The 12,477-nt window shown below is 50.9% G+C and carries 17 protein-coding genes; 13 read left to right on the top strand and 4 right to left on the bottom strand.

The genetic code is table 11. The annotated features are described in order from the left end of the window. Window positions 1-38 precede the first annotated feature (38 nt). From EVJ29_RS08685 to EVJ29_RS08670, 4 genes are all read left to right on the top strand, one after another. Window positions 39-650 carry a serine/threonine protein kinase gene (locus EVJ29_RS08685; protein WP_070329276.1) on the top strand — a complete coding sequence of 204 codons (612 nt, stop codon included), beginning with the start codon at window positions 39-41 and terminating at the stop codon, window positions 648-650. Window positions 651-731: 81 nt separating this feature from the next. Beyond that, window positions 732-1,061: a four-helix bundle copper-binding protein gene (locus EVJ29_RS08680; RefSeq protein ID WP_070329275.1), complete on the top strand. Its 330-nt coding sequence runs from the start codon at window positions 732-734 to the stop codon at window positions 1,059-1,061. A gap of 113 nt (window positions 1,062-1,174) precedes the next feature. Beyond that, window positions 1,175-1,687, top strand: coding sequence for a GNAT family N-acetyltransferase (locus EVJ29_RS08675; protein ID WP_070329274.1), 513 nt, complete (start codon window positions 1,175-1,177; stop codon window positions 1,685-1,687). Between the two features lie 66 nt (window positions 1,688-1,753). Continuing rightward, window positions 1,754-2,092, top strand: a complete 339-nt coding sequence (locus EVJ29_RS08670; RefSeq protein WP_070329273.1) for a zinc ribbon domain-containing protein YjdM — start codon at window positions 1,754-1,756, stop codon at window positions 2,090-2,092. A gap of 40 nt (window positions 2,093-2,132) precedes the next feature. On the opposite strand, the gene EVJ29_RS08665 is transcribed toward EVJ29_RS08670, so the two are convergent. After that, entirely contained in the window at window positions 2,133-3,590 is a 1,458-nt protein-coding gene (locus EVJ29_RS08665) for an aldehyde dehydrogenase family protein (protein WP_131464822.1), read from the bottom strand. 166 nt (window positions 3,591-3,756) lie between these two features. Between EVJ29_RS08665 and EVJ29_RS08660 the strand changes: the two genes are divergently transcribed. The 3 genes from EVJ29_RS08660 to EVJ29_RS08650 all read left to right on the top strand — a co-directional run bounded on the left by EVJ29_RS08660 (window position 3,757) and on the right by EVJ29_RS08650 (window position 5,971). Further along, window positions 3,757-4,110, top strand: coding sequence for a PadR family transcriptional regulator (locus EVJ29_RS08660; protein WP_070329271.1), 354 nt, complete (start codon window positions 3,757-3,759; stop codon window positions 4,108-4,110). Beyond that, window positions 4,079-4,840: an HAAS domain-containing protein gene (locus EVJ29_RS08655; protein ID WP_070329270.1), complete on the top strand. Its 762-nt coding sequence runs from the start codon at window positions 4,079-4,081 to the stop codon at window positions 4,838-4,840. The genes EVJ29_RS08660 and EVJ29_RS08655 overlap by 32 nt, the downstream gene beginning before the upstream one ends. Before the next feature lie 180 nt (window positions 4,841-5,020). Then, window positions 5,021-5,971: an alpha/beta hydrolase gene (locus EVJ29_RS08650; protein WP_070329269.1), complete on the top strand. Its 951-nt coding sequence runs from the start codon at window positions 5,021-5,023 to the stop codon at window positions 5,969-5,971. A gap of 92 nt (window positions 5,972-6,063) precedes the next feature. Here EVJ29_RS08650 and EVJ29_RS08645 read toward each other — a convergent pair whose 3' ends face one another. After that, window positions 6,064-6,912 (bottom strand): GNAT family N-acetyltransferase, encoded by an 849-nt coding sequence (locus tag EVJ29_RS08645; RefSeq protein ID WP_161567017.1) that lies wholly within the window; start codon window positions 6,910-6,912, stop codon window positions 6,064-6,066. A gap of 72 nt (window positions 6,913-6,984) precedes the next feature. On the opposite strand from EVJ29_RS08645, the gene EVJ29_RS08640 reads away from it, so the two are divergent. Then, window positions 6,985-7,662 (top strand): YjjG family noncanonical pyrimidine nucleotidase, encoded by a 678-nt coding sequence (locus EVJ29_RS08640; protein ID WP_131468408.1) that lies wholly within the window; start codon window positions 6,985-6,987, stop codon window positions 7,660-7,662. Window positions 7,663-7,665: 3 nt separating this feature from the next. On the opposite strand, the gene EVJ29_RS08635 is transcribed toward EVJ29_RS08640, so the two are convergent. Further along, window positions 7,666-8,112, bottom strand: coding sequence for an NUDIX hydrolase (locus EVJ29_RS08635; protein ID WP_131468406.1), 447 nt, complete (start codon window positions 8,110-8,112; stop codon window positions 7,666-7,668). 54 nt (window positions 8,113-8,166) lie between these two features. On the opposite strand from EVJ29_RS08635, the gene EVJ29_RS08630 reads away from it, so the two are divergent. The 3 genes from EVJ29_RS08630 to EVJ29_RS15495 are packed head-to-tail and all read left to right on the top strand — an operon-like array spanning window position 8,167 to window position 9,805. After that, complete coding sequence (locus EVJ29_RS08630; RefSeq protein WP_131504975.1) at window positions 8,167-8,769, top strand: pentapeptide repeat-containing protein; 603 nt, start codon at window positions 8,167-8,169, stop codon at window positions 8,767-8,769. Further along, window positions 8,766-9,605 carry an aminoglycoside 6-adenylyltransferase gene (locus EVJ29_RS08625; protein WP_131504974.1) on the top strand — a complete coding sequence of 280 codons (840 nt, stop codon included), beginning with the start codon at window positions 8,766-8,768 and terminating at the stop codon, window positions 9,603-9,605. Before EVJ29_RS08630 ends, EVJ29_RS08625 begins: the two co-directional genes overlap by 4 nt. A 47-nt stretch (window positions 9,606-9,652) precedes the next feature. Continuing rightward, a complete protein-coding gene (locus tag EVJ29_RS15495; RefSeq protein ID WP_167615759.1) occupies window positions 9,653-9,805 on the top strand; it encodes a hypothetical protein in 153 nt (50 codons plus the stop codon). An 11-nt stretch (window positions 9,806-9,816) separates the two neighbouring features. Here the strand turns inward: EVJ29_RS15495 and EVJ29_RS08620 are convergent, their stop codons facing one another. Then, the gene (locus EVJ29_RS08620) at window positions 9,817-10,212 is read right to left on the bottom strand and encodes an ion channel (protein ID WP_070329472.1); all 396 of its coding nucleotides are present in this window, start codon (window positions 10,210-10,212) and stop codon (window positions 9,817-9,819) included. Between the two features lie 108 nt (window positions 10,213-10,320). On the opposite strand from EVJ29_RS08620, the gene EVJ29_RS08615 reads away from it, so the two are divergent. Both EVJ29_RS08615 and EVJ29_RS08610 read left to right on the top strand, forming a co-directional pair. Further along, complete coding sequence (locus tag EVJ29_RS08615; protein ID WP_236633487.1) at window positions 10,321-11,160, top strand: putative glycoside hydrolase; 840 nt, start codon at window positions 10,321-10,323, stop codon at window positions 11,158-11,160. 66 nt (window positions 11,161-11,226) lie between these two features. Then, window positions 11,227-12,474: a GAF domain-containing protein gene (locus EVJ29_RS08610; protein ID WP_131504973.1), complete on the top strand. Its 1,248-nt coding sequence runs from the start codon at window positions 11,227-11,229 to the stop codon at window positions 12,472-12,474. Window positions 12,475-12,477 lie beyond the last annotated feature (3 nt).

Raw genomic sequence — 12,477 nt, 5'->3', positions numbered from 1 at the left:
TATGATAGACGAGAGACAAACAGAAAGAGGAGTTCTTCATGAATCGTTATGAAATTTATGCGGACGTGTCGTTCGAACAAGACGTTCACGAGACGCGTGCCACCGCTTATCACCAAGACCTCGAGCTGCATGGGATCGGACGGAGCGCCGCCGTATTTCGCGTGAAAGACACGCAACTCGTCATCAAAGTGTTCTTCCCGGGCTATACTCAAATCGCGGCGGAAGAAGCCGTGATTTATCGTACGCTCGAAGGGCTGCCTCAGTTTCCATATTTGTACGAAGTCGGGCCGAACTATATCGTCATCGATTATATCGAAGGTAAGACGCTGTTTGAGTGTTTGACCGAAGGGATTTGGATTGATGCGGCGTACATCGAGCAAGTCGACGAGGCGCTGATTAAAGCGCGGCAGCTTGGACTTACCCCGTCAGACGTACATTTGCGCAACATCATCCTCAGTCCGCAAGGCCGCATCTATTTGATCGATTTGGCCCGGTTCCGGCAAGGGCAACATATCGACCATCAATGGGAAGACTTGAAACGGATGTATCGGCTCTACCGGCTCCGCTTCGTGCCGAAGCGATATTCCGAGCGGCTGTTGAACGGCATCGCCTATTTATACCGCACGTTTGTCAACGATCCGAGACGTTAGTCGAAGGTCGTTTTTCTTTTGGCGATTAGGGAACAACAGTAACGTATCGTTGTCGTGTCACTTAAAAAGGAGGACGTCCGAATGGCTCACCGAATTTATGCGAATGAACTCGAAACGTTGCATGACTGTGTGGAGACGTGTAACTACTGTCTTGAATCGTGTCTTGAAGAGCGCGATGTGAAGATGATGGTCGATTGCATCCGGCTCGACCGCGAATGTGCCGCTATGTGCTCGTTCCTCGCCGAGGCGATGACACGGGATTCGGCGTTCGTGCCCGAACTCGCACGGGCTTGTGCGGTCATGTGTAAGGCGTGCGCCCAAGAGTGCGAAAAACATAAGCACGAGCACTGCCAAGAGTGTGCGCGCGTTTGCTTCGAATGCGCTTCGATGTGCGACCGCTTAGCAGCTTGAGCGGAATACGGTCAGTCGACGCGGCTGACCTTTTTTTGTGGAAAATGCGTCGCGACGTGTGTTTTGAGAGTGAGATACGTATAATGAAGAAAACTCATGAAAGTGGTGTATGTATGATCCGTAATTGCCGTCGTGACGACCTTCAAGCCATCTTACATATTTACAATGACGCCATCGTCAACAGTACTGCCGTCTATCACTATGAACCGGTGACGCTTCAAAATCGAGTCGCCTGGTATGAAGATAAAAAAGCGTCCGGACACCCCGTCATCGTCTGGCAAGACGGCGACGTCGTCATGGGTTTCGCCACGTTTGGCCCGTTCCGTCCATGGCCAGCCTACCATTACACGATTGAACACTCTGTCTACGTTCATCCGGGCTATCGCGGCAAAGGTGTCGGCAACAAGTTGCTTCGTGAAATCATCCGCATCGCGGAAGCGCGTAACTATAAGACGATGATTGGCGGAATCGATGCTGCCAACATCGCGAGTATCAAAGCGCATGAAAAATTGGGCTTCGTTCATTCAGGGACGATCAAACGAGCCGGCTACAAATTTGGAAAATGGCTCGACTTGTCATTTTATCAATTGGATTTGACAGGTCCCGAAACACCGCAAGAAGGCTAAATGTTGTCTATCGATATTTCTGAAATACGGTATACTGGCAACAGTGAATCGAATGGAGGAATCAAGATGACAGAACTACCGAATTGCCCAAAATGTCAGTCGGCCTACGTCTATGAAGATGGCGCTTTGCTCGTCTGCCCGGAATGTGCTTACGAGTGGTCACCGAGCGAGGCGGCCGAGGCCGAGGCGGACGCTGAGGTTAAAGACGCGAACGGGAACGTGCTCCAAGATGGAGATGCGGTCACGGTCATCAAAGACTTGAAAGTGAAAGGTACGTCACTCGTCGTCAAACAAGGGACGAAAGTGAAAAGTATCCGCCTCGTCGACGGTGATCACGATATCGATTGCAAAATCGATGGGTTCGGCGCGATGAAGCTCAAGTCAGAATTCGTCAAGAAACTATGAAAAAACTGTTTCGGTCCACGGACCGAAACAGTTTTTTGTATTACGAGAAGAACGGCTTGTATTCACGGCGTTCATGCATGACAGATACCCATTGGAGCGTCGTGAACTCCTCGAGCACCCATTCGCCGTTGAAGCGGCCGAGCCCTGAGTCTTTCTCACCGCCGAACGGCAAGTGCGGCTCGTCGTTCACCGATTGGTCGTTGATGTGGATCATCCCGGTCTCGACGCGGCGAGCAAACTCGGTCGCCCGGTAAATTGAACCGTGGACGGCGCCGCTAAGACCATATGGGAGTTCGTTCGAGATATGGAGCGCTTCTTCGTCGTCTTTGAATGACAAGATGACGGCGACCGGTCCGAAGATCTCATTTTTGGCGAGCGGCATGTCGTTCGTGACACCGCTAAGGACCGTCGGCTCGAGCACGTTGCCGTTCGCTTTGCCACCGACGTGGAGCGTCGCCCCGGCGTTGACCGTCTGATCGATTTGGTCGAGGATACGATCGATTTGATCATGGTCGATGAGTGGTCCGACCTGTGTATCGGCTTCATTCGGATTTCCGAATTTAAGACCGCGGACGCGTTCGTTAAACCGTTCGAGGAACGTGTCATGAATCGATTCGGCGACGAGAATCCGGTTCGTCGACATACAGATCTGACCTTGATGGAAGAACTTGCTGTAGACGGCCGATTCGACAGCGCGGTCGATATCAGCATCGTCTAGGACGACGAAGACGTTGTTGCCACCAAGTTCAAGCGCGGTCTTCTTCAACAGACGTCCGGCCTTCTCGGCAATGCCTTTCCCGACCTCGGTCGATCCCGTGAACGAGATGAGTTTTGGGATCGGGTGTTCGACGATGGCATCGCCAATCTCAGAGCCGCGACCGACGACGATATTCAAGACGCCTTTCGGAAGCCCGGCTTCTTCAAACAATGAAGCGAACAGGAGCCCGCCTGTGACCGGTGTCGCCGTCGCTGGTTTGACGACGACGGTGTTGCCGGTCGCGAGCGCCGAGACGATCGAACGGACCGCGAGATGGAACGGGAAGTTCCATGGGCTGATGACGCCGATGACGCCGAGCGGCTTCCGGTAGACCCGATTCTCTTTGTTCGGTACGATCGATGGTTTGATCAGACCGTCCATCCGGAACGGGAACGTCGACGCCTCTTTAATGATTGCCATCGAGGCAGCGAATTCACCTTCTGCCTTGATGCGGGTGCTGCCTGACTCTTTCACGAGCCAGTCGATGATGTCGTCTTTGTAGTGTAACGTCAGTTCAGCGAACCGCTCGATCAGGGCGCGGCGCTCTTGCGGCAGCATGACCGCCCATTCGCCTTGCGCTTCCTTAGCTACCTGATACGCCTTGTCGAGATCGGACTCGTCTGCTGACCGAATCGAGAACAGCTTCTCGTCCGTGAACGGGTTGACGTTGTCGATCGACTTGTCGCTCGAACCGTCTACCCACTGGCCATTAATGTACATCTTTGTAAAATCGGTATGCATAACAACACTCCTTTATTTTTTCTTCACCTTAAGAAGTATTCACTTGATTTAAAAAATTAAACCTTTCGATGCGCAACTATCTTGTTTTACAAAGTAGTTGCAATTGAAATTACCTTCCATTACTATTATGTATAACAAGATAGTTTGGAGAAAGTGAGGTCACGCCATGGCGATGAGTCAAATGTTGAAAGGTCTGCTCGAAGGGTGTCTGCTCGCCATCATCGCAAAAGGGGAGACGTACGGCTATGAGATGTCGGAGAAACTTCAAGCGTACGGTTTCACGATGGTGAGCGAAGGCAGTATCTACCCGGTTCTGTTACGGATGAAGAAAGAGGGGTGGGTCGAGACGGTTCAAAAACCTCTGCCTTCAGGAGGTCCGAAACGAAAGTATTACGTATTGACGGAAGCTGGGGAACAGGAATTAATGGCGTTCCGGAAGCGTTGGGCAGATGTGTCGAGCGGTGTTGACCGCGTACTAGGAGAGGGGAATGAACGTGGAACTTTCGAAAAAGAGTCGTGATTTTTTAGATGATTTGGCGGTCTATCTCATGTCGAGTGGGAAATCAGAACGGGAAGTGAAGGACGTGACCGAAGAATTGAAAGACCATTTAGAAGAAGCGGAGCGAGCAGGGAAAAGCGTAGACGATGTCGTCGGACAGAGCCCTGAGGCGTATATGCGCCAACTCGGGAGCGAGATGGCGTTTGACGTGAAAGGGGTAGTGAAAGTTGTCGGCATGATCATTCCGAGCGTATTCGCCTACATCATCATCGGAAACTTTATTCAAGGAGAGATGACGTTCTCGACGGTCCAACTGATCGGCTTCCCACTCGTCGCCGTCATACTTTTACTCGCCGTGACACAAGTGTTCCGTAAGATGTCGACCGGTTCGTCTCGCGGCAAGATGAAAACTGGGTTGACGTATGCCGCGCTCGGTGCATTGCCGATGACGCTATTCCTAGGCTTGATGACTTTCGACCTGCTCGTTGAGACACCGAAGATCACGTTTGGGACGGTCGGGCAGTTCGTGTTGTTCGGGCTAGCAGTGCTCACACTCGTCATCGTGTCGGTGTGGACGAAGACGTGGATCAATCTGATTATTCCACTTCTACTGTTTGTGCCGCAATATGTGTTCGCGCAAACGAGCCTGCCGCTTGAACAACAGTTGATTTTCTCAATGATGGTTCTGTTCGTCGGCATGGGAATCGTTATGTTCGTCTGGTGGAAAAAGAATCAACAGGAGGAAGTCTAAGACGTTTGTCATAGATGCTAGCTCGATTGTTAGGCATCGCTTGGACGGTCTTGTTCGTTATCGGTGTCGTCTTGGCATTCTTTTATCATTCTAAATTTCGAAAAGTGTGCGAGTCTGCTTAATGACGGGTTCGGCTGGGAATAGGAAACTGTACGCCAATAGAGAAAGAAGGGGTTCCCATTGCCAGTCAATCCGACGATTCAATTTTATTTGGATCAATTTAAAAATCAGATGTCACCCACATATGAGCAAATGAACCCACTCGAGTTAAGACGACAGGAAGATGCAGTGCTGACGAGGTTCCAGCATAAAGAGCACGTTCACGAAGTCGAGGACTTGGATCTCTCGCTCCCAGGGCGTACGCTCCCGATTCGGATTTATCGGTCAGGAGCAACGACCGCCCCGGCACTTGTCTACTATCACGGCGGCGGTTACGTCACCGGCAGCATCGAGACACACGATGCGATTTGCCGCACCCTCGCGAACGAGGCGGACTGTACCGTCATCTCGGTCGGGTATCGCCTCGCGCCGGAACATAAATTTCCAGCCCCGGTCGAAGACGCTTACGATGCACTCGTTTGGATCGGGGAACACGCTTCGGAATTAAACGTAGATGCGTCACGACTCGCCGTCGGCGGCGACAGTGCCGGCGGGACGCTCGCCACGGTCAGCGCATTGATTACGAGTGAGCGCGGGGGGCCGTCACTCGTTCATCAGCTCCTGTTTTACCCGGTGACCGGGACCGAAGAGAACTTGCCGTTATCTTTGATTGATTACGCTACCGGCTACTTGCTTGACGAAGGGTTGATCCGTTGGTTCCAGCAGCAATATTTTAATGACGAAAATGAGTTGACACATCCGTATGCGTCGCCAATTTTGTCCGATCGATTAGAACAACTGCCTGCGACGACACTACTGACGGCCGAGTACGACCCGCTCCGTGACGTCGGTCGGGCTTATGCGAACAAATTGATCAGCCTCGGTGTCCCGGTGACGTATAAAAATTACGGGGGGCTGATCCACGGCTTCACGAACTACTATGCGTTCGTCCCAGAGGCGAAACGGGCGGTGAAAGAGGCGGCTCATTGTTTAAAAACAGCGTTTGAGAACCAAAAAAATATTCTTGGATAAGAGAAGAGGACCATTCTGACCTATTGTCGGAACGGTCCTCTTCTCTTATGAGTACGCTCGCACCATCAGACTCTGTTGCAAGGCGCGTTATTTCATGCTTTCGATAAACTCGGGAAGCGACAGCCTTCCGGGAAAAGGTGGCCGTCACTCATGCGGATCATCCATTGTCCGTCACGTGCACGTGCCGCACGTCGTTCGACATCGGGCAAGTCAGGTGTGAATTCAAAGACGATTTCCGCGATTCCATCAAAGGAGAGCCGTGCCACGACGTCACGCATATCGACAGGCCGAGGCGACAGCACCGCGAACAAATGCAGACGCGTGCGCTCAATAAAATAGATGACATGCACGTCGTCGAAGCGATAGACGTCCTCGTTCAGGCCTTGATAGAAACTGAACATCCAAATATGCATGTCGTCCGTCGTATAGAGCCGGGGTGAGTACGGGAGCGACTCCAGTTTGAACCGACGCCACCGCTCGGCGTCGACGTCGACGTGTTCGAGCGGGGGCGCCGAGCCCGACACGGAGACAAATAGCTCCGGTTCGCGTTGGACAGTGAACCCTTGCTTCTCATAAAACGTTTCGAGGCCCTCGTTACAAGCTAAAATATAAGGCAATCCATCGGCGTCATGTTGTTTGAAGAGGTGCTTGAAGACGCGGGTGGCGAGTCCTTGTCCTTGTCGGTCCTCGTCCGTCATGACCGTCCCGATTTGATACATCTCACGAGCGGTTCCGTCCGTCACGAGGGTCATCCGGCTCATGCTGACGTTCGAGATGATGTTCCGGTAGAACGTCAACGAATAACAGCGATAGCGGTCGGTCCATTCTCCATCCAAATACCATCCGCGAAAATCGATGCCGAACATTTCATCGGTCAAGTAGAAAAATGATTCACGTTCTTTATCTGAATACTCGAGATTGGTGATCGGTCGTTTAGCCATGGGACTCACTCCTTGTTTTGAACTTCTCGGCCTGTTCCTGTACATTAGAGGCAGAGAGGGGTAATTCAAATTATGAAACGGTATGAAGCTATTTTATTTGATGTCGACGATACGTTGCTAGACTTTAAACGGAGCGAGCACGTCGCCTTGGAGCAATTGCTCGCCTCACATAACGTCCGGATGACCGATGCGTTAAAACAACAATACGTGACGATCAACAACGGGCTATGGCGCGCGTTTGAACGCGGTGAGGTCGGACGGGAAGACGTCTTGATGGGCCGCCACACGCAACTGTTCGACACGCTCGGCATCACGATCGATGCGCATGAAGTCGAACAGCGCTATCGAGACCATTTGCACGACGGGGTGCACATCATCGACGGGGCACTCGAACTCGTGCAAACGCTCAGTGAACAGTATCCGCTCTATATCGTCACGAACGGTGTGACAGAGACACAGTTCAAGCGGCTTGAGGCGTCGGGGTTGCTCCCGTATTTCAAGGACGTGTTCGTCTCCGACGCGACGGGATCGCAAAAGCCGATGAAACCGTTCTTCGATTACGTGTTCGACCGTGTCCCGAACGTGTCACCAGAGCGTGGGCTCATCGTCGGTGACTCGCTGACGGCGGACATCGCCGGAGGACGCATGTACGGCCTCGATACGTGCTGGTACAACCCGCATGAGGTTGCGGCGACGGTCGAGACGACGTATGAGATTCAAGATTTGAACGAGTTGAAATCGATTTTATAAGGCTCAGCGGTCGATAAAGTGTGGTGGGAGCGACTGCGGCAACGCATAGAGCGTCTCCGGGAAGAGTCTCAGTTCACGGAGCGACTCGAGCGGCTGCCAACGATAGATGAGGTGATCTCCTTCTGGTCCGTGAAAGTCCCCGGTCCGGAGCGGTAGGTCACCCGATACATAAAAATACATGCCGATCTCGTGAACCGTGCGTTCTAAGTACGTGAAGAAATTTTCGGAGACGAAAGCGAACGTCGTTCCCGTCAGTGTCGCGTTGAGCTCTTCTTGCAGTTCGCGCATCAAAGCGAGTTCGGCTTCTTCGCCGATGCCGACGCGGCCGCCCGGCAATGCCCAAAAGTCATCATTCGCGTTCCGATGAATGAGCAAACGACCATCTTGGACCCAGATGCCGGCGACGCGGTAGTTGAACGTGCCTTGATCGGTCGGAAATACGATATCCATCTTTCATCACTCCATTCCTTTAGCTACAATCAGTATACGCCAAGGAGGCAGGACATGTTTCAATTAAATGAGTCTTACGAAGGACAAGATTTTCGCGAGTCCTCGTTCCGTGACCTTCAACTTTCACACGTGACGTTCGAGAACTGTCGGTTCACATACATCGACGCGACCGAGTTCGAGACCGAGCAGTGCCGCTTCATCAACTGTGACTTTACCGACTCGAAATGGAACGCATCGCGCCACGTCGGCAGTTCGTTTTTAAACTGTCAATTCAATGGGGCGAATTTGTTTTTAAGTGAGTTCGATCAATGCAAGATGACAGGTTCTTCGTTCGAGTCGTGTACGTTTGAGGGCGTGACCGTTCGTGGGGGCGACTGGTCGTTCGTCAATTTGCGTCACGCACCGCTCCGAAAAATGGATTGGTCGGATGTTCGTCTAGTAGAGGCTGATTTGTACGGGGCGGACTTGAAGGAGTCGCGCTGGACGAACGCTGCGTTGACACGTGCCGTCCTGCAGCATGCGGACTGTACGGCTGCCGACTTCATAGGTGCTGACATGGACGGGGTCGATTTCACGGACGTTGCGCTCAAAAAGACGAAACTCGACGTCATGCAGGCGGTCCAAGTCGCCCGTTCGCTCGGGGCCATCGTCGAATGAACAATAACCAGGTGCTCGAGCAGCTACTCGCTTTGGCGGAGGAGCGGGAAGACATCCGAATCATGGTGTTGAACGGATCGCTCGTCAATCCGCACGTCTCCCCAGACCGGTTTCAAGATGTAGATGTCACGTTTTTCGTTCTGGACGTATCATCGTTCATAACGGATCGATCCTGGATCGATCGGTTCGGCGAGGTGTTGATCATGCAGACACCGGACGAGTCACCGTCTCAAACAAGATACGAGCGGTTTGCGTTTCTCGTCCAGTTTGCAGCCGGTCATCGGATCGATCTGACCGTTCGTCCTGTTCGCGTCGTGCAGGAGGCGATTGCGGAAGATTCGCTCAGTCTCGTCATGCTCGATAAAGATGACACGGCAGGACGTCCTGTGCCGAGCGATGAGACGTACCGAGTCAAACGCCCGAGCGCGTTTGACTATGCGTCGTGTTGGAACGAGTTTTGGTGGGTGTCATTGTATGTCGTGAAAGGACTAAGGCGCAATCAACTGCTGTATGCGCTCGATCACGTGACGATCATGCGAGACATGCTCCGACAGATGATGGCGTGGGATGTCGGATATAGGACCGGCTTTTCCGCGAATATCGGGAAAGCTGGGGACGCTTTGGTGGACCACTTATCAAATCAAGCTTGGCAAGCATACTTACGGACATACCCGGTCGCGGATCCTGCGGCGATTGCAGCCGCGTTTGAAACGTTGGTCGAGCAGTTCTGCGTCTTCAGTCGGCGTGTTTCGGAGAAAAGTGGCAACTCATTTCGGGACGACGAGTCCAAGCGGATTCGTGACGCTTTTTCGACGCTTTGGACTTCAAACGATTAGTTTTTAGCCGAGTCGGGAAACCCACTCTATAGAAGGGGGAATGACGCTTGAATCCGTATACGACGTTCATCGCGCTCCTAGTGGGGAGTTTACTCTTATTTGTCGGCATCCGGACGAAGAAATGGCCAATCGTTGTCGTGGCCTTATTTCCGCTTGGACTCGTCGCATTTAACATGTTTTTACTTATCACCGGACGTTAGAAGACTGCTTGTCAGTCTTCTTTTTTGTACATCGATTTTACGAAAAACGCGGTCGGGAGCAAGATTCCGATTGCCGCTTCGAGTAGGGCGAACAGACGGGCCGGCCCAACCGGCAGTAAGTCACCAAATCCGATTGATAGAAGCGTGACGCCGCTGAAATAGAGCAGGTTTTGCCATGATGGCTCGACAGCGGTCATCGTCTCAAGTGACGTGACGAGAATGACCCCGTCCCACGACAACACGTAATAAACCAAGGCAAACCCAATCAACACACCTAACAAGCTGATGAAAAGGTGGCTAAATAATCGGCCGTCAAATCCGGTCTGCCGGTACGTCTGTCGGCGGAAGAAGGTATATACGTTCAGTCCGACGAATAAGAGGGCAACCGTCAGTAAAATCGTATTCATCTTCATCTCTCCTTTTTTGCTAAGTCATACTAAGTTGTTTCCCTGAACAATTGACGTCAAACGGACCTAATTGCACCATGAAGGATTCTGCGACAAGGAGGTGTCCGTGTGCGACGCTTTAGGTTGACGAGTTTAGTGCTGCTTCTGCTGCTAGGTGGATGTACCACGAAGACGCCATTTAATTTTGATAAAATCAGCTCGTACAAAATTTTTTACAACATTCCGACCGAGGCGATTATCGAGGATATGACCCGGTATGATCTCGTGATCATCGAACCGATTTGGTATACACCGGAGCAGATTGAAGCGATTCGTTCGAACGGCACGAAAGTGCTCGGCTATATAAACGTGATGGAAGCGGACACGTGGAATCGGGAACTGATCGGTCAAATGAAACAAGACGATTTTTTCTACCGGGACGGAGAGCGGATTTATTTTCCGAAATGGGATTCCTATTTGACAGATATCAGTTCGGACCATTTTCGGAAGATTTTGATGCGCGAGATTCAAAAGCAAGTCATCAATAAACACTTGGACGGTATCTTTTTAGACACGGTTGGAGATATCGACGATGTACACCTCGACTATCCCAAAGACTTGACTGAGCAATTGAACGGATTAGAAGCATTTTTAAAAGCGATTAAGCAGACTTACCCTGGGGTCCCGATTGTACAAAATTGGGGAATCGAAACGCTTGAACGAACGAGCGCTCCATACGTGGACGGGTTCATGTGGGAGGGGTTCAATTATTCGGAGATCACATCGGACTCTTGGTCGATGGAAATGTTGGACCGTATGAATGTGATTCAAGAACAGTATGGGATTGCAGTACTTACTGTTTCGGACCAAGAGGAAGCTATTAGTCGAGACTTGGCGGAAGCGAACGGGTTTATCCATTATCATGAACCCACTTATTATGATACATGGGATTTTCAGGAAGGGAATTAAGATAATTAGCAGGGGAATTTGCTGCGAGCGCCAAATAAGTAAGCATGACATTCGTGTTATGAAGCTGTGACTAAGCGTTGGGAGGGGATTATCATTCTATATGCTCAAGACCGCCCGTGGATTAAGTGGGCCGAAATTCTTGTCGTGTTTACTCTATTGATTGGAATCGATTTAGCTTTCAATTTAGGGACGATTCAAAATGATTTGAACCTATTTTATGTAGCCGCCATCTTATTTGCGCTACGTTACGGAACAACCTTTGGGTTGATCAGTTTCGCCGTCTTGCTTCTGTACAAAGTCCTCTACACCGGACTTGTCGGAGGCGATATCTTCTTACTGTTCTACGATACAAACTCACTTCTCACTCTTTTCTATTACTTCGCACTCACTGTCATCGTCGGCTTGTTTAGCACTTCATTTCGAGAGCGTTATGAAATCAGTCAGTTTCGCAACGAAGAACTGAAAGATGAAAACACGTATTTGAAAGAGACCGTCGATTTACTCAACACTTCGCAAACGACCCTTCGTCAAAAATTACTTCAATCGGAATACAGTTTAAATCAATTGTACGAACTAGCTGTCTCGCTTGACCTGCCACATCCTGAATTGATTCGTAGCGAGACGATTCGTCTGCTTAAAAAATATTTCTTGGCGAGCGACGTCGCCATCTATCATGTCGATCGATCGCAAAAGTCGATGCGTCTAATCATTCGCCAAGCCGAGAAGAAAGAGTTTCCACAAACCATTTTCTTAGATGAGGCGTCGAGCATGTTCAAACGTTTCTTCCAAGTCCAAGAGACGATGTTACGGCAACTCGATGATGACGACACAGATCCGATGTTGCTCGCTCCGATCGTGATTGACGGAGAGACGCGTGAAGTTGTCGTCATTAAGCGTCTGCCGCTCCGGAAATTGACGACAGATGACCTCCACGTATTAAATATCCTGTTCTCGTGGATCGGGACGCGAATCACAAACGCGCAAAACTTGATTCGTAAAGAGCAGCACGAGAAGCGCTACCCGGGCACATCGTTCTACAAGAAAGAGGCGTTCATCGAGATAGTGGCGCTTCAAGAACAAAAGAAACTTCATCACGATCAACCGTTCATCGTACTCGAGTATGCGCTCGATTATGAACCGGTCTCGCTCGAAAGTATTGAAGCGATCGTGCATTCGTATTTGCGAGAGATTGATATCGTCGGTTATGACCAAGACGAAAACAAGTTGTTACTCTTGCTCCCAGGAACGAGTGAGGAGAACCGTCAACGAATTTATGATCGGATCGAAGGGATTTTGATCCAGAAGGGAGTGTGAGTT

The organism is Exiguobacterium sp. SH4S7, assembly GCF_004336795.1.
GTDB classification, from domain to species: domain Bacteria; phylum Bacillota; class Bacilli; order Exiguobacteriales; family Exiguobacteriaceae; genus Exiguobacterium; species Exiguobacterium aurantiacum_A.
This window is presented reverse-complemented; position numbering and strand designations above follow the sequence as displayed.